General features: G+C 60.7%; 20 protein-coding genes. 16 read left to right on the top strand and 4 right to left on the bottom strand.

Translation table 11 applies throughout. The features are described from left to right. Positions 1–46: 46 nt before the first annotated feature. On the bottom strand, positions 47–1,048 hold the full coding sequence (gene gap, locus RG836_RS19005; RefSeq protein ID WP_310848399.1) for a type I glyceraldehyde-3-phosphate dehydrogenase: 1,002 nt from the start codon (positions 1,046–1,048) through the stop codon (positions 47–49). Between the two features lie 220 nt (positions 1,049–1,268). Here gap and edd point away from each other — a divergent pair, with 220 nt between their 5' ends. The 11 genes from edd (at position 1,269) to RG836_RS18950 (ending at position 14,938) form a co-directional block, all read left to right on the top strand. Next, positions 1,269–3,095: a phosphogluconate dehydratase gene (gene edd, locus RG836_RS19000; RefSeq protein WP_310848397.1), complete on the top strand. Its 1,827-nt coding sequence runs from the start codon at positions 1,269–1,271 to the stop codon at positions 3,093–3,095. Beyond that, entirely contained in the window at positions 3,092–4,051 is a 960-nt protein-coding gene (locus RG836_RS18995; RefSeq protein ID WP_310848395.1) for a glucokinase, read from the top strand. The genes edd and RG836_RS18995 overlap by 4 nt, the downstream gene beginning before the upstream one ends. Before the next feature lie 186 nt (positions 4,052–4,237). After that, complete coding sequence (locus tag RG836_RS18990) at positions 4,238–4,969, top strand: response regulator transcription factor (RefSeq protein ID WP_310848393.1); 732 nt, start codon at positions 4,238–4,240, stop codon at positions 4,967–4,969. Beyond that, positions 4,959–6,428: an ATP-binding protein gene (locus RG836_RS18985; RefSeq protein ID WP_310848391.1), complete on the top strand. Its 1,470-nt coding sequence runs from the start codon at positions 4,959–4,961 to the stop codon at positions 6,426–6,428. The genes RG836_RS18990 and RG836_RS18985 overlap by 11 nt, the downstream gene beginning before the upstream one ends. A 264-nt stretch (positions 6,429–6,692) precedes the next feature. Further along, positions 6,693–7,952 carry a D-mannose isomerase gene (locus RG836_RS18980; protein ID WP_310848389.1) on the top strand — a complete coding sequence of 420 codons (1,260 nt, stop codon included), beginning with the start codon at positions 6,693–6,695 and terminating at the stop codon, positions 7,950–7,952. Positions 7,953–8,070: 118 nt separating this feature from the next. After that, positions 8,071–9,372 carry an ABC transporter substrate-binding protein gene (locus RG836_RS18975; protein ID WP_310848388.1) on the top strand — a complete coding sequence of 434 codons (1,302 nt, stop codon included), beginning with the start codon at positions 8,071–8,073 and terminating at the stop codon, positions 9,370–9,372. 157 nt (positions 9,373–9,529) lie between these two features. After that, positions 9,530–10,438 (top strand): carbohydrate ABC transporter permease, encoded by a 909-nt coding sequence (locus tag RG836_RS18970; protein WP_017340433.1) that lies wholly within the window; start codon positions 9,530–9,532, stop codon positions 10,436–10,438. Continuing rightward, on the top strand, positions 10,431–11,276 hold the full coding sequence (locus RG836_RS18965) for a carbohydrate ABC transporter permease (protein ID WP_310848385.1): 846 nt from the start codon (positions 10,431–10,433) through the stop codon (positions 11,274–11,276). Before RG836_RS18970 ends, RG836_RS18965 begins: the two co-directional genes overlap by 8 nt. A gap of 2 nt (positions 11,277–11,278) precedes the next feature. After that, positions 11,279–12,439 carry an ABC transporter ATP-binding protein gene (locus RG836_RS18960; RefSeq protein WP_310848383.1) on the top strand — a complete coding sequence of 387 codons (1,161 nt, stop codon included), beginning with the start codon at positions 11,279–11,281 and terminating at the stop codon, positions 12,437–12,439. 188 nt (positions 12,440–12,627) lie between these two features. Then, on the top strand, positions 12,628–13,974 hold the full coding sequence (locus RG836_RS18955; protein WP_310848381.1) for a carbohydrate porin: 1,347 nt from the start codon (positions 12,628–12,630) through the stop codon (positions 13,972–13,974). Positions 13,975–14,083: 109 nt separating this feature from the next. After that, on the top strand, positions 14,084–14,938 hold the full coding sequence (locus RG836_RS18950; protein WP_310848379.1) for a D-hexose-6-phosphate mutarotase: 855 nt from the start codon (positions 14,084–14,086) through the stop codon (positions 14,936–14,938). A gap of 174 nt (positions 14,939–15,112) precedes the next feature. On the opposite strand, the gene RG836_RS18945 is transcribed toward RG836_RS18950, so the two are convergent. Continuing rightward, positions 15,113–15,973, bottom strand: coding sequence for a MurR/RpiR family transcriptional regulator (locus tag RG836_RS18945; RefSeq protein ID WP_310848475.1), 861 nt, complete (start codon positions 15,971–15,973; stop codon positions 15,113–15,115). A 268-nt stretch (positions 15,974–16,241) separates the two neighbouring features. On the opposite strand from RG836_RS18945, the gene zwf reads away from it, so the two are divergent. From zwf to RG836_RS18925, 4 genes are all read left to right on the top strand, one after another. Continuing rightward, entirely contained in the window at positions 16,242–17,711 is a 1,470-nt protein-coding gene (gene zwf, locus RG836_RS18940; protein ID WP_310848377.1) for a glucose-6-phosphate dehydrogenase, read from the top strand. Next, positions 17,698–18,411 carry a 6-phosphogluconolactonase gene (gene pgl / locus RG836_RS18935; RefSeq protein WP_310848375.1) on the top strand — a complete coding sequence of 238 codons (714 nt, stop codon included), beginning with the start codon at positions 17,698–17,700 and terminating at the stop codon, positions 18,409–18,411. The genes zwf and pgl overlap by 14 nt, the downstream gene beginning before the upstream one ends. Positions 18,412–18,428: 17 nt before the next feature. Beyond that, entirely contained in the window at positions 18,429–19,094 is a 666-nt protein-coding gene (locus RG836_RS18930; RefSeq protein WP_310848373.1) for a bifunctional 4-hydroxy-2-oxoglutarate aldolase/2-dehydro-3-deoxy-phosphogluconate aldolase, read from the top strand. A 161-nt stretch (positions 19,095–19,255) separates the two neighbouring features. Further along, the gene (locus tag RG836_RS18925) at positions 19,256–19,978 is read left to right on the top strand and encodes an intradiol ring-cleavage dioxygenase (RefSeq protein ID WP_310848371.1); all 723 of its coding nucleotides are present in this window, start codon (positions 19,256–19,258) and stop codon (positions 19,976–19,978) included. Positions 19,979–19,999: 21 nt separating this feature from the next. Here RG836_RS18925 and RG836_RS18920 read toward each other — a convergent pair whose 3' ends face one another. After that, positions 20,000–21,181: an aminotransferase class V-fold PLP-dependent enzyme gene (locus RG836_RS18920; protein ID WP_310848369.1), complete on the bottom strand. Its 1,182-nt coding sequence runs from the start codon at positions 21,179–21,181 to the stop codon at positions 20,000–20,002. Positions 21,182–21,211: 30 nt separating this feature from the next. Further along, a complete protein-coding gene (locus RG836_RS18915) occupies positions 21,212–21,448 on the bottom strand; it encodes a DUF3820 family protein (RefSeq protein WP_099585436.1) in 237 nt (78 codons plus the stop codon). Positions 21,449–21,654: 206 nt separating this feature from the next. Between RG836_RS18915 and RG836_RS18910 the strand changes: the two genes are divergently transcribed. Then, entirely contained in the window at positions 21,655–22,122 is a 468-nt protein-coding gene (locus tag RG836_RS18910; protein ID WP_310848366.1) for a ferritin-like domain-containing protein, read from the top strand. Positions 22,123–22,135 lie beyond the last annotated feature (13 nt).

Here is a 22,135-nt window from a genome sequence, read left to right as displayed (position 1 = left end):
CAGATTTGTGAGCGATCTGTAATGCCGCGAAATACCCGGTGGCGCATTATTCGGCGTTACACAGCGCCAGGCAGTTATCGAGCATGCGGTTGGAGAATCCCCACTCGTTGTCATACCAGGCCAGTACCTTCAGCAGCTTGCCGCTGACCTTGGTGTGGTTGGCATCGAAGATCGACGACAGCGGGTTATGGTTGAAGTCGCTGGAGACCAGCGGCAGGGTGTTGTAACCGAGGATTTTCGAATGCTGGCTGGCGTCCTTGAGCAGCGCATTGACCTCGTCGGCGCTGGCTTCGCGCTTGAGCTGCACGGTCAGGTCGACCAGCGACACATTGATCACCGGGACGCGCACCGCCATGCCGGTCAACTTGCCCGCCAGTTCCGGCAGCACCAGGCCCACTGCTTCAGCGGCGCCGGTCTTGCTCGGGATCATGTTCTGCGTGGCCGAACGGGCGCGGTACGGGTCGGTGTGGTAGACGTCCGTCAGGTTCTGGTCGTTGGTGTAGGCGTGAATGGTGGTCATCAGGCCGCTTTCGATGCCCAACTCGCGATGCAGCACTTGGGCGACCGGCGCCAGGCAGTTGGTGGTGCACGAGGCGTTGGAAATGATCTGGTGCGATTGGCGCAGAATGTCGTGGTTGACCCCGTACACCACGGTGGCGTCGGCGCCTTTGGCCGGGGCCGAGATAATCACTTTGCGTGCGCCGGCGCTGATGTGCGCGGCGGCTTTGGCGCGGTCGGTGAACAGACCGGTGCATTCGAACACCACGTCGATTTTTTCGGCGGCCCAAGGCAGTTCGGCCGGGTTGCGAATGGCGCTGACGGCAATGCGGTCCCCGTTGACGGTCAGACTCTCATTATCGTGCTGGACTTCCGCATCGAACGTGCCGTGAACGGTGTCGTACTTAAGCAAATGAGCGTTGATCGAGCTGTCGCCCAAATCATTGATGGCGACGATCTGCAAATCCTGACGATAGCCTTGGGTATACAGTGCGCGCAGGACATTACGGCCGATACGGCCAAAACCATTGATTGCGATTCGAAGAGTCATTGAACAGCGCTGCCGTCGTTTTGTTGTTGGAATTACAAGATTATTCGCATAAAAATAGAAAACAAGCCTTTTTAGTGGCAATATTTTGTTTTATCTACAACGAGTGACCTGAATCAACTGGTCCGAATGGTCAAAAAAACCGCTTGTCGTTCCCCTCTAAGCGGCTTTTGATCAGCATAGACAATCAGGTCGCCACATCCGTTAGCCTGGAGTTCTACACATGCATCCCCGCGTTCTTGAGGTCACCGAACGGCTTATTGCCCGCAGCCGTGCCACCCGTGAGGCTTACCTTGCGCTCATTCGCGGCGCTGCCAGCGACGGTCCGATGCGCGGCAAGCTGCAATGCGCCAACTTTGCCCACGGCGTGGCCGGTTGCGGTAGCGAAGACAAGCACAGCCTGCGGATGATGAACGCGGCCAACATCGCAATTGTTTCGTCATATAACGACATGCTCTCGGCGCATCAGCCCTACGAAGTATTCCCACAACAGATCAAGGAAGCGCTGCGCGAAATCGGCTCGGTCGGCCAGTTCGCCGGCGGCACGCCCGCCATGTGCGACGGCGTGACCCAAGGCGAGCCAGGCATGGAGCTGAGCCTGCCGAGCCGCGAAGTGATCGCGTTGTCCACGGCCGTGGCGCTGTCGCACAACATGTTCGACGGCGCGCTGATGCTGGGCATTTGCGACAAGATCGTCCCGGGCCTGATGATGGGGGCGCTGCGCTTCGGTCATCTGCCGACCATTTTTGTCCCGGGCGGGCCGATGGTCTCGGGGATTTCCAACAAGGAAAAAGCCGACGTGCGGCAGAAGTACGCGGAAGGCAAGGCCACCCGCGAAGAGCTGCTGGAGTCGGAGATGAAGTCCTACCACAGCCCCGGCACCTGCACCTTCTACGGCACCGCCAACACCAACCAGTTGCTGATGGAAGTCATGGGCCTGCACTTGCCGGGCGCCTCGTTCGTCAACCCGAACACGCCGCTGCGCGATGCCCTGACCCGCGAAGCCGCGCACCAGGTCACGCGCCTGACCAAGCAGAACGGTCACTTCATGCCAATCGGCGAAATCGTCGATGAGCGTTCGCTGGTCAACTCCATCGTCGCGCTGCACGCTACCGGCGGTTCGACCAACCACACCTTGCACATGCCGGCCATCGCCATGGCCGCCGGGATTCAACTGACCTGGCAGGACATGGCCGACCTCTCGGAAGTGGTGCCGACCCTCAGCCACGTTTATCCAAATGGCAAAGCCGACATCAACCACTTCCAGGCCGCAGGCGGCATGTCGTTCCTGATCCGCGAATTGCTGGAGGCAGGCCTGCTCCACGAAAACGTCAACACCGTGCTAGGCCACGGCCTGAGCCGCTACACCCAAGAGCCGTTCCTCGACAACGGGCAACTGGTCTGGCGCGAAGGCCCGACTGACAGCCTCGACGAAAACATCCTGCGCCCGGTAGCCCGTGCGTTCTCGCCGGAAGGTGGCTTGCGGGTGATGGAAGGCAACTTGGGCCGTGGGGTGATGAAAGTCTCGGCGGTGGCCCTTGAACATCAATTCGTCGAGGCGCCGGCCATGGTGTTTCAGGATCAGCAAGACCTGGCCGATGCGTTCAAGGCCGGCTTGCTGGAGAAGGACTTCGTCGCGGTGATGCGCTTCCAGGGCCCGCGTTCCAACGGCATGCCGGAGCTGCACAAAATGACTCCGTTCCTCGGCGTGCTTCAGGATCGCGGCTTCAAAGTCGCGCTGGTGACCGACGGGCGCATGTCCGGCGCGTCGGGGAAAATCCCCGCGGCGATCCACGTCAGCCCCGAAGCTTATGTCGGTGGTGCTTTGGCGCGGGTGCAAGAGGGCGATATGATCCGCGTCGATGGCGTCAACGGCACTCTCGAGTTGCTGGTAGACGCTGACGAGTTCGCCGCGCGCACCCCGGCCAAAGGTCTGCTGGGCAATAACGTCGGCAGTGGGCGCGAACTGTTTGGTTTCATGCGCATGGCGTTCAGCTCGGCAGAGCAAGGCGCCAGCGCCTTTACCTCTGCCCTGGAGACGCTTAATTGAAATTGGCCTTGGTCGGTGACATCGGTGGCACCAACGCGCGGTTCGCGTTGTGGAAAGATCATCAGCTCGAAGCGGTGCAAGTGCTGGCCACGGCCGATCACGCCAGCCCGGAAGAGGCGATCAGCCTGTACCTCAGCGGCCTCGGCCTCAAGCCTGGCGATGTCGGGTCGGTATGCCTGTCGGTGGCCGGCCCGGTGGGTGGCGATGAGTTCAAGTTCACCAACAACCACTGGCGCCTGAGCAGCAAGGCCTTCTGCAAGGCTTTGCAGGTTGAGCGCTTGCTGCTGGTCAACGATTTCTCGGCCATGGCCCTGGGCATGACGCGCTTGCAGCCTGACGAGTTCCGCGTGGTCTGCGAAGGCACGCCGGAGCCGATGCGTCCGGCGGTTGTGATCGGGCCGGGCACCGGGCTCGGCGTCGGCACCCTGTTGAATCTCGGCGAAGGCCGCTTTGCTGCGTTGCCGGGGGAGGGCGGCCACGTCGACCTGCCATTGGGCAGCGTGCGCGAAACACAACTCTGGCAACACATTCACGACGAAATCGGCCACGTCAGCGCCGAGACTGCCCTGAGCGGCGGCGGCTTGCCTCGGGTCTACCGGGCGATTTGCGCGGTGGACGGCCATGAGCCGCAGTTCGACTCGCCGGAAGAGGTGACTGCCGCCGCCCTGGCCGGCGACCCGGTGGCCCTGGAAGTGCTCGAGCAATTCAGTTGCTGGCTCGGTCGCGTGGCCGGGAACAACGTGCTGACCACCGGCGGGCGTGGCGGTGTGTACATCGTCGGCGGCGTGGTGCCACGGTTCGCCGAATTCTTCCTCGAAAGCGGTTTCGCCCGCAGCTTTGCCGACAAGGGCTGCATGAGCGACTACTTCAAAGGCATCCCGGTGTGGCTGGTGACGGCCCCGTATTCCGGGCTGATGGGCGCGGGTGTGGCGCTGGATCAAGCAAAGTCTGCGTAAGCACCAGCGAGGGAGCTGCCCGCCGCCGGGCAGCGAAGCCGCCGCAAGTTCTCCCGTCGATCGTTAAGTGTGTGAGTGCTGCGCACTCAAGCGCGAGCGAGCTCCCTCGCCACAAAAGCACAGGCGTCTTTGGATCCGCATCAGGCATAATCCGCCCCCACCCACACCCACAAGGACGATGCCCCCGTGAGCTCAGTCAACAAGTCGATTTTGTTGGTCGATGATGATCAAGAGATACGCGAGTTGCTGGACACCTACCTGACCCGCGCCGGGTTCCAGGTGCGGACCACGCCGGACGGTGCCGGTTTTCGGCAGGCATTGAACGAGGCGCCCAGTGACCTGGTGATCCTCGACGTGATGCTGCCGGACGAAGACGGTTTCAGCCTGTGCCGCTGGGTGCGCCAACATCCGCGTCAAGCCCAGGTGCCGATCATCATGCTGACCGCCAGTTCCGACGAGGCCGATCGGGTGATTGGCCTGGAGCTGGGCGCCGACGATTACCTGGGCAAACCTTTCAGCCCGCGAGAGTTGCAAGCGCGGATCAAGGCCTTGTTGCGCCGCGCTCAGTTTGGCCAGGAGCGCGTGGGTGGCGAAGTGCTGGCGTTCGACGAGTGGCGGCTGGACATGGTCAGCCATCGGCTGTTTCACACCGACGGCGAAGAAGTGATTCTGTCCGGCGCCGATTTTGCCCTCCTCAAATTGTTCCTCGACCATCCCCAGCAAATCCTCGACCGCGACACCATCGGCAACGCCACCCGTGGCCGTGACCTGATGCCGCTGGATCGCATCGTCGACATGGCGGTCAGTCGGCTGCGCCAGCGTTTGCGCGACACCGACAAACCGCCAAGACTGATTCGCACCGTGCGCGGCAGCGGTTACCAATTGGCCGCCAATGTGGTTCCCAGCAGTGGCCTCTGAGGTGCTGCGCAAGCTCGGCAGCCAGGTGCCGATGCCGCGCTCGCTGCTCGGGCGCATGCTGCTGCTGACCCTGATCGCGGTGATTTTCGGCCAGGCGCTGTCCAGCGTGATCTGGGTCTCGCAACTGCGCGCCACGCAGCTCGAAGGCCTGGTGACCAGCGCTCGCAGTCTGGCGCATTCGATGAACGCCTCGGTCAGCTATCTGCGCTCGTTGCCGGTGGCGTACCGGCCGCTGGTGCTCGACCAGTTGCGCAGCATGGGCGGCACCCGGTTCGTGGTGACCCTCAACGACAAACCCCTGGGCATGGACGTGCTGCCGATCACTCCGCGCAAAGAAGCGGTGCTCAAGGCCGTGCATGAAGTGCTGCGCCAGTCCTTGGGCAACGAGGCGGACATCTCGGTAACCTTCGTCAGCCCGGAAGACCTGCGCATCTTCAACAACGGCCTGAAGCTCGACGAATTGCCGCGTTCCTGGGCGCACTACGCGTTGACTCTGGAGCCGGTCAACCCGCCGGTGCTGGTCACGCAAATCCAGATGGCGCCCGGCGAATGGCTGTACATCGCCTCGCTGTTGCCGGAGCCCTACACCAGCCTTGAAGAACAAGGCCTGCCGGCGCAGCAAGTGTGGTTCATCGTCCTGACCAGCGTATTTTTGCTGCTGTTCATCGGCCTGCTGGTGCACTGGCAAACCCGGCCGCTGAAACGCCTGGCGCGGGCCGCGCGGGATATGTCCCTGGGCGCCGAAGTGGAGCCAGCGGCGGAAAGCGGCGGCAGTGAAATGGTCGAAGTAGGCCGTGCATTCAACAGCATGCGCGAACGCATCAGCCGTTACCTGACCGAGCGCAGCCAGTTGTTCAGCGCGATTTCCCACGACTTACGCACGCCGATCACGCGCCTGCGCCTGCGGGTCGAATTGCTCGAAGATGAAACGCTCCAGACCAAGTTCGGCCGCGATCTGGATGAGCTGGAGTTGCTGGTCAAAGGTGCGCTGCAGTGCGTGAAAGACACCGACATCCACGAAAACATCGAAGCGGTCGACCTCAACCATGTGCTCGACTGCCTGGTGGAACCCTACCTGGCGCCTAACGGCAATGGCCGCGTGACCCAGAACGGGCGGGCACTGGCGACCTATCCGGGGAAACCGTTGGCGCTCAAGCGCTGCATCGGCAACCTGATCGACAATGCCTTGAAGTACGGGCAGAACGCCCATCTGTACATCGACGACGATGAAAGTGCGTTCATCCTGCACGTCGATGACGAAGGCCCCGGCGTGCCGGAGCAGCGGCTGGAGCAAGTCTTCGAGCCGCACTTTCGCCTCGCCGGGCAGCAGCAGGGTTACGGCCTGGGCCTGGGCATCGCCCGCAACATCGCCCATAGCCATGGCGGCGAGGTCAGCCTGCAGAACCTGCGCGAGGGTGGGTTGCGGGTGACATTGCAGTTGCCGCGCAGTATCGACTGACCTGTGGCGAAAAATGTTTTTTGTGGCGAGGGAGCTTGCTCCCGCTGGATCGGGTGGGCGCCTCAGGCTCAAGGACTCGGAAAAATTTAGCGGTTCTGTTTTTTTTGGGTCTGCTGCGCAGCCCAGCGGGAGCAAGCTCCCTCGCCACAGGGAACATGTTCCAGAAATGTCACAAGCTGGTGACAAAACCTGCCCCCTTCGTTACAAGCCCGCCGTCGCCCGTTGTTTAGACTGCCCGCAGTCCTAACAACAAAAAGGCCTTTCATGGACACCTTATCTTCTGCTCCCGGCTCCTGGCTGGAAGCCCCTGCCCATCAGCAATGGCTGGCCAGCGAAGGCCTGCGCCTGCTGGGGTTTGCCAAGGCTTCGAAACTCCCTGAAGGCTTCGGCAACCTTGATGAGCGCGGTCAGTTGCCCGCCGACGCTCAAGCCGAAACCATGAACACCGCGCGCATGACCCACAGCTTCGCCATGGCCCATATCCAGGGTCTGCCGGGATACGCCGAGCTGGTCGATCACGGCGTGCGCAGCCTCGCCGGCCCCTTGCGCGACGCGCTGCACGGTGGTTGGTTCGCCAGTGCCGAAGCGCGGGATGGCAATACCGGCAAAGCGGCTTACCTGCACGCCTTCGTGGCCTTGGCCGCGAGTTCGGCGGTGGTGGCGCAACGGCCGGGTGCGCAAGCCTTGCTCAATGACGCGATCCACATCATCGACACCTATTTCTGGAGCGAGGAGGAGGGCGCCCTGCGCGAATCCTTTGCCCGCGACTGGAGCAACGAAGAGGCCTATCGCGGCGCCAACAGCAACATGCACGGCACCGAAGCCTTCCTCGCCCTGGCCGATGTCACCGGTGACCTACGCTGGTTGAACCGCGCGCAACGCATCGTCGAGCGGGTGATCCATCAGCACGCCGCCGCCAATGACTACTTGGTGGTCGAGCATTTCGACCGCGACTGGCAGCCCTTGCGCGAGTACAACCACGACAACCCGGCCGACGGTTTCCGCCCTTACGGCACTACCCCGGGCCATGGTTTCGAGTGGGCGCGGTTGCTGCTGCACCTCGAAGAAGCACGGGTCCAGGCTGGGCTGTTGACGCCGGGCTGGCTGGCCACCGATGCGCAAAAGCTGTTCGACCAGAACTGCCTGCACGGCTGGAACATCGATGGCGCCCCCGGCATCGTCTACACCCTCGACTGGGATAATCGTGCCGTGGTGCGCCACCGTCTGCACTGGACTCACTGCGAGGCCAGCGCCGCCGCCAGCGCCCTGATCCAGCGCACCGGGCAAGCGCAATACGAAACCTGGTACCGCTGTTTCTGGGAGTTCTGCGAGCAGCACTTCATCGACCGTTGCGACGGTAGCTGGCACCACGAACTCGACCCGCAAAACCGTCCAAGCGCCGACATTTGGGCCGGTAAGCCCGACCTCTATCACGCCTGGCAAGCGGTGCTGATCCCGCGTCTGCCCTTGGCACCGAGCATGGCGACGGCGTTGGCGCAGACGTCAGGTTCGCTGCTTATGTAACCATGTCGTGACATTTCGCCGTCGCTTCGTTACCTGCGGTACGAACGACCCTGTTTAAACTCGTTTGCAGCGCAAGCACCAGACTTGCATGCATAACAACAAGAAAGGTAATTCTCAGATGAATGCGATTTCTCGCCTCGCTACTGTCATTTCTCTTGCCTCCCTGTTCCCTCTCGGTGTGTTCCCTGTCAGCGCGATTGCCGCCGATGCCAAAGGCACGGTCGAAGTCGTGCACTGGTGGACGTCGGGTGGCGAAAAGGCAGCGGTCGATGTCCTGAAGGCCCAAGTCGAAAAAGACGGGTTTACCTGGAAGGATGGCGCTGTCGCCGGCGGTGGCGGTTCCACTGCAATGACTGTACTGAAAAGCCGTGCCGTGGCCGGTAATCCGCCAGGCGTCGCGCAGATCAAAGGCCCCGATATTCAGGAATGGGCGTCCACCGGTTTGCTCGACACCGACGTCCTGAAGGACGTGGCCAAGCAAGAGAAGTGGGACAGCCTGCTCGACAAGAAAGTCTCCGATACCGTGAAGTACGACGGTGATTACGTGGCCGTGCCGGTGAACATCCACCGTGTGAACTGGCTGTGGATCAACCCGGAAGTCTTCAAGAAGGCCGGCATCGAAAAAGCCCCGACCACCCTCGAAGAATTCTATGCCGCCGGCGACAAGCTGAAAGCCGCCGGTTTCATCCCGCTCGCCCACGGCGGCCAGCCGTGGCAGGACAGCACCGTGTTCGAAGCCGTGGTGCTCTCGGTCATGGGGGCCGACGGTTACAAGAAAGCCCTGGTCGACCTGGACAACGGCGCGCTGACCGGTCCGGAAATGGTCAAGTCGCTGACCGAGTTGAAGAAAGTCGCGACCTACATGGACGCCGACGGCAAGGGCCAGGACTGGAACCTGGAAGCGGCCAAAGTCATCAACGGCAAGGCCGGCATGCAGATCATGGGTGACTGGGCCAAGAGTGAATGGACCGCCGCCAAGAAAGTCGCCGGCAAGGACTACCAGTGCGTAGCGTTCCCGGGCACCGACAAGGCGTTCACCTACAACATCGACTCGCTGGCTGTGTTCAAGCAGAAAGACGAAGGCACCGCGGCCGGTCAGCAAGACATCGCCAAAGTGGTGCTGGGCGAGAACTTCCAGAAAGTCTTCAGCATCAACAAAGGCTCGATCCCGGTTCGCAACGACATGCTCAGCGACATGGGCAAGTACGGTTTCGATTCCTGCGCCCAGACCGCGGCCAAGGACTTCCTGGCGGACGCCAAGTCCGGCGGCCTGCAGCCGAGCATGGCGCACAACATGGCGACCACGTTGGCGGTACAAGGCGCGTTCTTTGATGTGATCACTAACTACATCAATGACCCGAAAGCCGACCCAGCCACCACCGCCAAGCAACTCGGTGCTGCGATCAAGTCTGCCAAGTAGTCATCAGTAACGCAGGTCCCTCCCCGTGGGAGCGGGCTTGCTCGCGAAGGCGTCGTGTCAGTTGATGCATGTATCGCCTGACCCACCGCTTTCGCGAGCAAGCCCGCTCCCACAGGGGATGTCACTGTAGTTTTATTTCCTCGTACTGGATTTCCCCATGAGTTCTGTTGCTGTGTTCAGCAAAGCCTCGCCGTTTGATGCACTGCAGCGCTGGCTCCCGAAACTGGTGCTGGCGCCGAGCATGTTCATCGTCCTGGTGGGCTTCTATGGCTACATCCTGTGGACGTTCGTCCTGTCGTTCACCAGCTCGACGTTCCTGCCAACTTACAAGTGGGCCGGCCTGGCGCAGTACCAGCGGCTGTTCGACAACGATCGTTGGTGGGTAGCGAGCAAGAACCTGGCCGTGTTCGGCGGCATGTTCATCGGCATCACCCTGGTCATCGGCGTGCTGCTGGCGGTGTTCCTCGACCAGCGTATTCGTCGTGAAGGCTTTATCCGCACCATTTACCTGTACCCGATGGCGCTCTCGATGATCGTCACCGGTACCGCGTGGAAATGGCTGCTCAACCCAGGCATGGGCCTGGACAAATTGTTGCGTGACTGGGGTTGGGAAGGCTTCCGCCTGGACTGGCTGATCGACCCGGATCGCGTGGTGTACTGCCTGGTGATCGCCGCCGTATGGCAAGCCTCGGGCTTTATCATGGCGATGTTCCTCGCCGGCCTGCGCGGTGTCGATCAATCGATCATCCGCGCCGCGCAGATCGATGGCGCGAGCATGCCGCGCATCTACCTCAAAGTGGTGCTGCCAAGCCTGCGTCCGGTGTTCTTTAGTGCCGTGATGATCCTGGCGCACATCGCGATCAAGAGTTTCGACCTGGTGGCGGCCATGACGGCCGGTGGTCCGGGTTATTCGTCCGACTTGCCAGCGATGTTCATGTACTCCTTCACCTTCAGTCGCGGCCAGATGGGCATGGGTTCGGCCAGTGCAATCCTGATGCTCGGTGCGATTCTCGCAATCATCGTGCCTTACCTGTATTCCGAGCTGAGGACCAAGCGTCATGACTAGTTTTGCGGCCAAACCGGCCTTCAGCTTGAGTCGCATCGCGATCTACGCGGTGCTGATTTTCGCGGTGTTCCTGTACCTGATTCCGCTGGTGGTCATGCTGCTGACCAGCTTCAAGACCCCGGAAGACATCAACTCCGGCAACCTGCTGAGCTGGCCGACCGTGGTCAGCGGTATCGGCTGGGTCAAAGCCTGGGCCACGGTTGATGGCTACTTCTGGAACTCGATCAAGATCACCGTGCCGGCGGTGCTGATCTCGACCGCCATCGGCGCGTTGAACGGCTACGTGTTGTCGATGTGGCGCTTCCGCGGCTCGCAATTGTTCTTCGGCCTGTTGCTGTTCGGCTGCTTCCTGCCGTTCCAGACTGTGCTCCTGCCAGCCTCGTTCACCCTCGGTAAAATGGGCCTGGCCAGCACCACCACCGGCCTGGTGTTCATCCACGTGGTCTACGGCCTGGCGTTCACCACGCTGTTTTTCCGTAACTACTACGTGAGCATTCCCGATGCGCTGGTGAAAGCGGCACGCCTGGATGGCGCGGGGTTCTTCACGATTTTCCGGCTGATCATCCTGCCGATGTCGACGCCGATCATCATGGTTTGCCTGATCTGGCAATTCACCCAGATCTGGAACGACTTCCTGTTTGGCGTGGTGTTCTCCAGCGGCGATTCGCAACCGATCACCGTGGCCCTCAACAACCTGGTCAACACCAGCACCGGGGCCAAGGAATACAACGTGGACATGGCGGCGGCGATGATCGCCGGGCTGCCGACCCTGCTGGTCTATGTGGTCGCAGGCAAGTATTTCGTGCGCGGGCTGACGGCCGGCGCAGTCAAGGGGTAATCATGGCAACGCTCGAACTTCGCAACGTAAACAAGACTTATGGCGCCGGCCTGCCGGACACCCTGAAGAACATCGAACTGTCGATCAAGGACGGTGAGTTCCTGATCCTGGTCGGCCCTTCGGGTTGCGGCAAATCGACCCTGATGAACTGCATTGCCGGCCTGGAAACCATCACCGGCGGCGCGATCATGATCGGCGACCAGGACGTCAGTGGCATGAGCCCGAAAGATCGCGACATCGCCATGGTGTTCCAGTCCTACGCGCTGTACCCGACCATGAGCGTGCGCGAGAACATCGAATTCGGTCTGAAAATTCGCAAGATGAAGCAGGTGGACATCGACGAGGAAGTCAATCGCGTCGCCAAGCTGCTGCAAATCGAACACTTGCTCAACCGCAAACCGGGCCAGCTCTCCGGTGGCCAGCAACAGCGTGTGGCGATGGGCCGGGCCCTGGCGCGGCGGCCAAAGATTTACCTGTTCGACGAACCGCTGTCCAACCTCGACGCCAAGCTGCGGGTCGAGATGCGCACCGAAATGAAACTGATGCACCAGCGCCTGAAAACCACCACGGTCTACGTGACCCACGACCAGATCGAAGCCATGACCCTGGGCGACAAAGTGGCGGTGATGAAGGACGGCATTATCCAGCAGTTCGGTACGCCGAAAGAGATCTACAACAACCCGGCAAACCTGTTCGTGGCCAGCTTCATCGGCTCGCCGCCGATGAATTTCATTCCGCTGCGCCTGCAACGCAAGGACGGCCGTTTGCTGGCGCTGCTCGACAGCGGCCAGGCCCGTTGTGAATTGCCGATGGGTATGCAGGACGCCGGCCTCGAAGACCGCGAAGTGATCCTCGGGCTGCGCCCGGAGCAAATCGTCCTGGCGGCCGGCGAGCCCAATGGTTTGCCGACCATTCGCGCCGAAGTCCAGGTCACCGAGCCGACCGGCCCGGACACCCTGGTGTTCGTCCAGTTGAACGACACCAAGGTCTGCTGCCGCCTGGCGCCGGACGTCGCGCCGCAAGTGGGCGAGACCCTGACCCTGCAATTCGATCCGGCCAAAGTGCTGCTGTTCGACGCCAAGACCGGCGAGCGTCTGGGGGCGCCGGCCGTGGCAAAAACCGAGGCGTTGTCGGCGAATGTCGCGCAGTTCAAAGGGCGCTGAAGAACCAGTGGGAGCGAGCCTGCTCGCGAATGCGCGGTGCCTTCCATCATTGATGGGGCTGACATACCGCTTTCGCGATCAGGCTCTCTCCCGCAGTAGAGCAAGCGGTGGATGGCCTGTTGTCCGCTGCACTTGATGTAACCGCGTTAGATAAAAACAAGTAAATAACAATAAAAGAGGATGTAGGGATGAAGAAGAACAACAACGCTCAGCTTATCTGCCAATTGTCAGCGATTGCGGTGCTGACAATGGCCGGTAGCGTTCACGCCGCTGACGCGTTCAGCACCGATTCCGAGTGGATGACCGGGGATTGGGGTGGCGAGCGGACGAAGCTGATCGAACAAGGCATCGACATCAAGATGGACTATGTCGGTGAAGTAGGCGGTAACTTGAACGGCGGCTTCAACGACGACAAGACTGCGCGTTACTCCGATCAGTTCGGCCTCGGCGCGGCACTCGATCTGCAAAAACTGTTGGGCTGGGATAACACCCAGGCCAAGATCCAGCTGACCAATCGTAATGGTCAGAACATCTCCAACGACCGCGTGGGCGACCCGCGTGCCGGCACCTTGAGTTCCTCGCAGGAAGTCTACGGCCGTGGCCACATGGTGCGTCTGACCCAACTGTGGATCAAGCACCAGTTCCTCGACGGCAAACTGGACGTCAAGGCCGGTTACTTCGGCGAAGGCGAAGACTTCAACAGCTTCCCTTGCGAGTTCCAGAACCTGGCGTTTTGCGGTTCCCAGGCGGGTAACTGGGCGACCGGCATCTGGTACAACTGGCCAGTCAGCCAGGCGGCGATCCGCGTGAAGTACAACATCTCGCCTGAGTTCTACGCGCAGATCGGTGCGTACAACCAGAACCCGTCGCAGCTCGAGCACGGCAACGGCTTCAAGCTCAGCGGCAGCGGCACCAAAGGCACCGTGTTGCCAGTCGAACTGGTCTGGCTGCCGAACCCTGGCAATCTGCCGGGCGAATACCGTGTCGGTTACTACAAGAGCACGGCCAAGGCTGACGACGTCCGCGAAGACGACAACGGCAACGATGCCGCCACCACGGGCAATTCGTACCGCAGCCATAGCAGCAAATCCGGCTATTGGTTCGTCGCGCAACAGCAACTCACCACCCACAACGGTGATGCGTCCCGTGGTCTGAACATCGCCGCCAACGCCACCTTCCACGACAAGGACACCAACTTCGTCGACAACTATCAGTCGCTGATGTTTGTGTACAAAGGTCCGTTCGATGCCCGTCCGAAAGACGACATCGGCATCGGCGCCGCGCGTATCCATGTCAACGATGACGTGAAGAAGAACTCCGAGTTGATCAACGCCGCCAACGGTGTAACCAACTACGAAGATCCGCTGTTCTCGCCGTTGCGCAACACCGAATACAACTACGAGCTCAACTACGGGATTCACGTTACCAACTGGCTGACCGTGCGTCCTAACCTGCAATACATCACTCACCCAGGTGGTGTTGATGATGTCGACAACGCCCTCGTGGCCGGTCTGAAAATTCAGTCGGTGTTCTAAGGCGTCTGCGATAAGCTCCTCTCTATGTGCGCATATTTGCGGACGGCCAAGGCTGTCCGCTTTTTTTTGTAGGGTACGGGTAGGCAGATGATTTTCGGGACTGCTTCACATGCATGAGCAACCGCTGCAACGCTTCTTCAAATCCCTGCGCGAACGTCCAGTGTTCGCCTGGGAGCGCTATCAATTGCGCGATGTGTTGGTGATCGATCATCCGCTGTGTCAGGCGGTGTTCAGTCGCCAGGGCGCGCAATTGCTGCACTTTCAGCCTGCGGGGCAGAAGCCTTGGTTGTGGTGCGCGGCGAAGTGGCCGCAGGTCGGCGCGATTCGCGGCGGCGTGCCGGTGTGCTGGCCGTGGTATGGCCGTCATCCCAGCGAAAACGCGTGGCCGTCCCATGGTTGGGCGCGGTTGATCGACTGGAAATTGCTCGATAGCTGCAGCGATGACGACGGTGTGCGCCTGCATTGGCGTTTACAGTTGTGCGACTGGCAGGTCGACCTGCACGCGCACCTTGGCGAACGCATGGAATTGCACCTGAGCACTGAGCACCAAGACGACATGCCGTGCCAATTGAGCCAGGCATTGCACGCTTACTGGCGTATCGGCGACGTCGGCGAGGTAGCGCTGTCTGGACTCGACGGCGCGCAAGGTTATGACCAGTTGAGTCGCCAGGTTTGTCAGCAGGAAGGCGAGTTGCGGGTCGAAGGTGGCTGTCAGCGGGTGTTCCAGCACGACGGTGAATTGCAGCTCAAGGATCACGCCTGGCAGCGCGAGTTGTGCATCGACACCGGCGATCAGGCCGACACCGTGGTCTGGCATCCAGGTTCGCGGCCGCTACTGGGCGTGAGTTGGGATGAGGTTTGCGCGTTTGTCTGTGTCGAAGCGGCCAGCGGTGGCACTGACAGTCTGCACCTGGCGCCGGGGGAGAGGGCGCATTTGAGTTTGCAGGCGTGGGCGGCTGCCTAGATTCTCGGTGTAAACAATGGCCCCATCGCTGGCAACTCGAATGGTCGCACCGCAGCACCCACAGGTTCACTGGTGGAATGACTTGCCATGAACACTGGCGATCACTGTGGGAGGTGCGGTGCGACGATTCGACTTGCCAGCGATGAGGCCCGATCAGGCAATCAGGATCTTGAATCAGTTGAACTCATCCCCCACCGGATACCGGCTGGCGTTCAGGCTCTCTTTGATCTTGCGCAAATGCGGTTGGAAATCCACCCCGCGGCGCAGGGTCATGCCGGTGGCGAGTACGTCGAGCACGGTCAACTGGATGATCCGCGAGGTCATCGGCATATAAATATCGGTGTCTTCCGGCAGCGGAATGTTCAGGCTCAAGGTACTGGCCTTCGCCAGCGGCGAACCCTCGGCGGTCAGGCCCAGCACCGAGGCACCGTTCTCCCGGGCGATGCGCGCCACTTCCACCAGCTCACGGGTGCGCCCGGTGTAGGAAATAATCACGAACAGCTCACCGGTGTGTGCCACCGAGGCAATCATCCGCTGCATCAACACATCGGCATGCGCGGTAACGGCCAGGTTGAAGCGGAAGAACTTGTGCTGCGCATCCAGCGCCACCGGGGCCGAGGCGCCGAGGCCGAAAAAGTGGATCTGCCGCGCCTGGATCAGCAAGTCGACGGCGCGGCTGATCAGGTTCGGGTCCAGGGCCTGGCAAGCACTGTCCAGCGAGGCAATGGCGCTGCCGAAGATCTTCCGCGTGTAGGCTTCCGGGTTATCGTCGGCCTCCACTGCTCGGCTGACATAGGCCGCGCCGCTGGCCAGGCTTTGCGCCAGTTGCAGCTTGAGCTCCGGATAACCGCTGACGCCGAACGAACGGCAGAAGCGGTTGACCGTCGGCTCGCTGACTGACGCAGCCTGAGCCAGGGCAGCGATGCTGAAGCGCGTGGCCTGCTGCGGATTGAGCAGAATCACTTCGGCCACTTTGCGTTCGGCCTTGTTCAGTTCTTCAAGGCGGCTCTGGATCTGTTCCAGTAAATTGCGCACGCGGTCCATATGGGGTTCCTTGGCTCGGGAAAGTAGCTCGGCAATGTCAGCAGGGCTATGCACACAGAGCTATGCAAATAAGCGGTCGACTATGCAAATTGGGCCTTTGATCGGGCCCGCGACGGTGGCCTATCCTACTGATGGCTCCGATTGACCACCACCCGGAATGTGTATATTGGGAAAATGTTGTGGTTATTACTACATTTTTCCTTGAGCGATGCCTTGAAAAAAGGTATTTGTAGCTTAACTTGATAAAAGAACCAACATCATGCCTTCGATTACGGTTGAACCGTGCACCTTTGCCTTGTTCGGCGCGCTGGGCGATCTGGCCCTGCGCAAGCTGTTTCCTGCCTTGTACCAACTGGACGGCGCCGGACTTCTGCACGATGACACGCGAATTCTGGCGCTGGCCCGCGAACCGGGCAGCGAGCAACAGCACTTGGCGTTCATCGCCGACGAACTGCGGCGCTACGTCGGCGCCAAAGACCTCGACGAGGCACTGCTCGAACGTTTCCTCGCACGCCTGAGCTATTTGCACGTCGATTTCCTCAAGTCGGAAGACTACGTGGCCCTGGCCGAACAGGCCGGCACCGCGCAGCAGGTGATCGCGTACTTCGCCACGCCGGCCGCTGTGTACGGCGCGATTTGCGAGAACCTGTCGAAAGTTGGCCTGACCGAAAACACTCGCGTGGTCCTGGAAAAACCCATTGGCTCCGACCTGGAATCTTCGCGCAAGGTCAACGACGCGGTGGCGCAGTTCTTCCCGGAAAATCGCACTTATCGCATCGACCACTATTTGGGCAAAGAAACCGTTCAGAACCTGATCGCCCTGCGGTTCGCCAACAGCCTGTTCGAAACCCAGTGGAACCAGAATTACATCTCCCACGTGGAAATCACCGTGGCCGAGAAGGTCGGCATCGAAGGCCGTTGGGGTTACTTCGACAAGGCCGGCCAGTTGCGCGACATGATCCAGAACCACTTGCTGCAGTTGCTCTGCCTGATCGCCATGGACCCGCCGGCAGACTTGTCCGCCGACAGCATCCGAGACGAGAAGGTCAAAGTGCTCAAGGCCCTGGCACCGATCAGCCCGGAAGGTCTGACCACGCAAGTGGTGCGCGGCCAGTACATCGCCGGACACAGCGAAGGCAAATCGGTGCCGGGTTATCTGGAAGAGCCCAACTCCAACACCCAGAGCGACACCGAAACCTTCGTCGCCCTGCGTGCCGACATCCGCAACTGGCGCTGGGCCGGCGTACCGTTTTACCTGCGCACCGGTAAACGCATGCCGCAGAAACTGTCGCAGATCGTCATCCATTTCAAGGAACCGTCGCACTACATCTTCGCCCCCGAGCAGCGTCTGCAGATCAGCAACAAGCTGATTATTCGCCTGCAGCCGGATGAAGGCATTTCCTTGCGCGTGATGACCAAAGAACAAGGCCTGGACAAGGGCATGCAGTTGCGCAGCGGTCCGTTGCAGCTGAATTTTTCCGACACCTATCGCAGCGCGCGGATCCCCGATGCCTACGAGCGGTTGTTGCTGGAAGTGATGAACGGCAATCAGAACCTGTTTGTCCGTAAAGATGAAATCGAAGCCGCGTGGAAGTGGTGTGACCAGTTGATCGCCGGGTGGAAAAAATCCGGTGATGCGCCCAAGCCGTACGCGGCCGGCTCCTGGGGCCCCATGAGCTCCATTGCTCTGATCACGCGGGATGGGAGGTCGTGGTATGGCGATATCTGATTTGAAACTGCCTCAGGGCGTCAACGCCCATGAGTTCAAGAGCCCGGTGCTGCTCGCCGAGGGCCTGGCGTTGTCGGTGGCGCGGCAACTGAGTGAAGCAATCGACACGCAAGGCACCGCCACCCTGGTGGTGTCCGGTGGCCGCAGTCCGGTGGCTTTTTTTCAGCACCTTGCCAAGCAAACGCTGGACTGGTCCAACGTGGTCGTCAGCCTGGCCGACGAGCGCTGGGTGCCGGTGGAACATGCCGACAGCAATGCCGGTCTGCTCAAGCGCTACCTGCTGCAGGGCCCGGCGGCCAAGGCGCAATTCCTCAGCCTGTATAGCGCCGCGGCCAATCTGGAGCAAGCGGCGGAACAGGCTGATCGGCTGTTGTCCGAGTTGCCGGTGATCGACGTTCTGGTCCTGGGCATGGGCGACGACGGCCACACGGCTTCGCTGTTCCCCAACAGCCCGAACCTGGCCGAAGCATTGGACGTCGACGGCACCCGTCGTTGCTGGCCAATGCTGGCGCCGACCGTGCCGCATCAGCGCCTGACCATGAGCCGTGCGCTGCTGGCGTCGGCCAAGCACACCGTTCTGTCGATTTCCGGTCAGTCGAAACTGACCACACTGGACACCGCGTTGGCCAGCGACGATGTTGCTGCGATGCCGGTTCGTGCCTTTCTGCAACCCACGTTAGAGATTTACTGGTGCCCATGAGCCAAGGATCAGCCGCTATGACAACCCCACGCCCGACCGTTTCCATGGCGGAGAAAGTCGCCCTGATCGACAGCCTCTGCGCCAAGGCGCGGATTCTGCCGGTGATCACCATTGCCCGCGAACAAGACGTCCTGCCGCTGGCGGATGCCTTGGCCGCTGGCGGTCTGACGGCACTGGAAGTAACCCTGCGCTCGCAGTTCGGCCTCAAGGCCATCCAGATATTGCGCGAGCAACGTCCGGAGCTGCTCACCGGTGCGGGTACCGTGCTTGATCGCAGCATGCTTGCGGCGGCCGAAGCGGCTGGTTCGCAGTTCATTGTGACCCCAGGCATCACCCGCGACCTGCTCGAAGCCAGCGTCGACAGCCCGATCCCGCTGTTGCCGGGTATCAGCAACGCCTCCGGGATCATGGAAGGCTATGGTCTGGGCTATCGCCGCTTCAAACTGTTCCCGGCGGAAGTCAGTGGCGGTGTTGCGGCCATCAAGGCCTTGGGCGGCCCGTTCGGCGAAGTGAAGTTCTGCCCGACCGGCGGCGTTGGCCCGGCCAATATCAAGAGCTACATGGCGCTGAAGAGCGTGATGTGCGTGGGCGGTAGCTGGATGCTCGATCCGGAGTGGATCAAGAACGGCGACTGGGCGCGCATCCAGGAATGCACCGCTGAGGCTTTGGCGCTGCTGGACTGATTCAGGCTTTTTCACCCTACACCGTTGCGTGTTTTACGGCTTTTCGGTGCGCTTGGTCGGCGCACCTTTTTTTTATCTGCTTACAGAAGCGATAAATATTTACCGCACTTCGCTGTCGGCGAGCCCCCATCCTGAGTTCATCTTATGGAAGAGAGCCGCACATGAACGACTACATTGCCCCCGCCGCCCCCGGTCCCGCTTTTCTGCTGACCCCTGAGCAAATCGCCGGTCCTTATTTCCGCAATCCCAACCTGATCCGCCGCAACATCAGCGAAGGCGCCAATGGCCTGCCGTTATTGCTGCGCCTGAACATTGTCGACGCCATGACGGGCACCCCGATCCGCGATGCCCTGGACCTCTGGCATTGCAATGCTCGCGGCGCCTACTCGGGCTGGAGCAAGGTCAACCCGGACGAGGAAGTCGACGCCTCCGATATCGGCGCCATTCCCCGCACCGATGACGACACCTACCTGCGCGGCGGCCAGTTCACCGACAAAAAGGGCACTGTACGTTTCACCACGATCTACCCTGGTTTCTATGCCGGTCGCACGCTGCACATTCATATTGCTGTGCGCATTGTCTCAGGCACCAATTACCTTGAAGAGCGGCATGTCGCCTGGGTCGGCCAACTGTACTTCCCCGAAGTAGCGTCGCGCTCGGTGCTCAGCGCCCGGGAATACGGCGGGCGCAAGGCGTTGGCGCTGAACAATGAGCAAGACCCTTACTACGCCAGCATGCGCGGTGCCGCGTCGATGCTTAAGGTGCACAGCATCGGTCGTGACACTTGGGAAGACGGGTTTTTCGGACAGATGACGATTGCCGTCGACACGCTGGCCGCGTCGGCGCAGATCAAGCCCGAGGACTTCGACAAATACACCGTCTGAAGCCCTCGGTCGCGACCCGGTTCAGCTCAGCTCGGTCAGGGCGCGGATCAGCAACTGCATCTCGGCCGCGGTGGTGGTCAACCCCGGGGTAATCCGAATGCAGGTGCCGCAAGCCGAGCCACTGCGGGTGACGGTGAACAGGTTGTAGTCGGCGAGCAACCTTTCGACCAGTGCCTGTTGATCGGCATGCCGGGTGAAGCGCAGGGCACTGATGCCGCAGGACAAGCGTGGATCGTCCGGTGTCATGACCTCGATGCCGGGCAGGTCACGGGCGGGACGGGCCCACATGTCGCGCAGGTAATTGAGCCGCGCGCCCTTGGCCGCCGCGCCGCCGAGCGAGCGATGTTCTTCGAATACCAGCGGCAGGGTCATCAGCGCGGGGATGTTCGGTGTGCTGTGGGGGATGCGACCGAGGATGTTGTCGAGTGGGTAATACGGCTCGGCCATGTCCGGGTCGATGTCTGCCAGCCGCTCTGGCGCGATGTACAAAAAGCCCAGGGTCAGCGGTGAGCCGATCCATTTGTGCAGGTTGTAACCAGCGAAACTGATGCCGAGCGCCTGCAGGTCAAATTCAAGTTGGCCCAAGGCGTGGGCGCCGTCGAGGATGATGTCGACGCCATGGGCCTTGGCCAGTGGCGCGACGGCCTCTACTGGCATCACCAGCCCGGTACGGTGGGTGACGTGGGTCAGGGCCATCATCTTCAGGCGCGGGTAACGCTCGAAGGCATCGCGGTAGCTGGCCAGCAGATTATCGAACGTGGCGGGGTGAGGGTGCTCGATAGTGATCAGTTCAACGCCTCGGTATTTCGCCAGCCAGCGCATGGCGCCCTTGACCGTGTCGTACTCGACGTCGCTGATCAGGATCTGATCGCCCGGCTGCAAGGCGTTGTAGTTGCGAATCAGTGATTGCAGGGCGTGCGTGGCGTTGTGGGCGAAGGCCACGGCTTCAGGGGGCACATCCAGCAGTGCCGCCAGTTGTGCGCGAATTTTCGGGCCGTCGGTCTGTTCGAAGCGCTGGCGCACGTGCACCGAGTTGCTGCGGTTGATCAACTCGATATTGCGCTGATACTCCTCGACCACGGTGCGCGACATGCGCCCGAAGTATCCGTTCTCCAGGTTGATCGGTCCGGGTTGGCGATCGTAGCGGTCGGCGAAGGTTTTCCAGAACGCTTCATCTTTGGCTCGGCGGTTGTTATCAGGCATGGGGTTCTCGATCCATAAGAGGCGCCGACGTCAGTGACGCGGTGCGGGTTTTCCGTGTTTGGCGCGCAGGGGGTCGAGCAGCTCGGATAAGCCGTTGTGGTCGATTTCCTGCATTAATGCCAGCAAGCCGCCCAGTTCGCCGTGCGGAAACCCTTCACGGGCGAACCAGTTCAGGTAGGGACCGGGCAGGTCGGCAATGATCCGGCCTTTGTATTTGCCAAAGGGCATTTCTCGGGTAATCAGCAGTTCGAGCTTTTCAGGATTCATGCCGCAGGGTCGTTGAGATTAAGACGGCTTTGAAAATACAGGCATTCTGCATGCAGGCCAAATGACAGATCATGCAAAAAAAGCGGATACAGATTTTGGCTATATTTGTAAGTCATTGAAATACAAGAAATAAATCTTCAATTCAAAGCTGGCATGCACGGTGCAATATCCCTTGCATCTCTCATCAACCCGCAAGGAATTGAAAAATGACCGACATGAATAAAGAAGCCATCTCTGTACTGAACGACCTGATTGAAACCAGCAAAGACGGTCAGGAAGGGTTCAAGACTTGCGCTGAAGACATCAAGCACCCAGAGCTGAAAACCCTGTTTGTGACTCGTTCGGCCGATTGCGCCACTGCTGCTGCTGAACTGCAAGCAGAAGTTCGCAAATTGGGCGGCGATCCGGAAACCTCCACCAGCGTCAGCGGTGACCTGCACCGCCGTTGGGTCGACGTTAAAGCCATGTTCACCGGCAAAGACGAAGAGGCTGTGCTGAACGAAGCCGAACGCGGTGAAGACCACGCGCTGAAGGCTTACAAAGAAGCCATCGAGAAAATCAACAAGCACAACCTCGTGGGTATTCGTGACCTGGTTGAACGTCAGTACCACGGCGTGCAGCGCAACCACGACCAAGTCAAAGCCCTGCGTAACCAGGCTCGCGCTCGTTCGTAAGGTCGCGTAGCAA

Source organism: Pseudomonas rhizozeae (assembly GCF_031583775.1).
Lineage (GTDB): Bacteria > Pseudomonadota > Gammaproteobacteria > Pseudomonadales > Pseudomonadaceae > Aquipseudomonas.
Note: the sequence above shows the minus strand (reverse complement) of the source record. Positions and strands in the feature narration are given on the sequence as shown.

Excerpts from the sequence above, each read along its gene's own strand:
- zwf (WP_310848377.1), top strand. The coding sequence starts at position 16,242 with ATGCCTTCGATTACGGTTGAACCGTGCACCTTTGCCTTGTTCGGCGCG.
- RG836_RS18950 (WP_310848379.1), top strand. The coding sequence starts at position 14,084 with ATGCATGAGCAACCGCTGCAACGCTTCTTCAAATCCCTGCGCGAACGT.
- RG836_RS18955 (WP_310848381.1), top strand. The coding sequence starts at position 12,628 with ATGAAGAAGAACAACAACGCTCAGCTTATCTGCCAATTGTCAGCGATT.
- RG836_RS18960 (WP_310848383.1), top strand. The coding sequence starts at position 11,279 with ATGGCAACGCTCGAACTTCGCAACGTAAACAAGACTTATGGCGCCGGC.
- RG836_RS18980 (WP_310848389.1), top strand. The coding sequence starts at position 6,693 with ATGGACACCTTATCTTCTGCTCCCGGCTCCTGGCTGGAAGCCCCTGCC.
- RG836_RS18910 (WP_310848366.1), top strand. The coding sequence starts at position 21,655 with ATGACCGACATGAATAAAGAAGCCATCTCTGTACTGAACGACCTGATT.
- RG836_RS18970 (WP_017340433.1), top strand. The coding sequence starts at position 9,530 with ATGAGTTCTGTTGCTGTGTTCAGCAAAGCCTCGCCGTTTGATGCACTG.
- RG836_RS18920 (WP_310848369.1), bottom strand. The coding sequence starts at position 21,181 with ATGCCTGATAACAACCGCCGAGCCAAAGATGAAGCGTTCTGGAAAACC.
- RG836_RS18915 (WP_099585436.1), bottom strand. The coding sequence starts at position 21,448 with ATGAATCCTGAAAAGCTCGAACTGCTGATTACCCGAGAAATGCCCTTT.
- RG836_RS18930 (WP_310848373.1), top strand. The coding sequence starts at position 18,429 with ATGACAACCCCACGCCCGACCGTTTCCATGGCGGAGAAAGTCGCCCTG.
- pgl (WP_310848375.1), top strand. The coding sequence starts at position 17,698 with ATGGCGATATCTGATTTGAAACTGCCTCAGGGCGTCAACGCCCATGAG.
- gap (WP_310848399.1), bottom strand. The coding sequence starts at position 1,048 with ATGACTCTTCGAATCGCAATCAATGGTTTTGGCCGTATCGGCCGTAAT.
- edd (WP_310848397.1), top strand. The coding sequence starts at position 1,269 with ATGCATCCCCGCGTTCTTGAGGTCACCGAACGGCTTATTGCCCGCAGC.
- RG836_RS18925 (WP_310848371.1), top strand. The coding sequence starts at position 19,256 with ATGAACGACTACATTGCCCCCGCCGCCCCCGGTCCCGCTTTTCTGCTG.
- RG836_RS18965 (WP_310848385.1), top strand. The coding sequence starts at position 10,431 with ATGACTAGTTTTGCGGCCAAACCGGCCTTCAGCTTGAGTCGCATCGCG.
- RG836_RS18975 (WP_310848388.1), top strand. The coding sequence starts at position 8,071 with ATGAATGCGATTTCTCGCCTCGCTACTGTCATTTCTCTTGCCTCCCTG.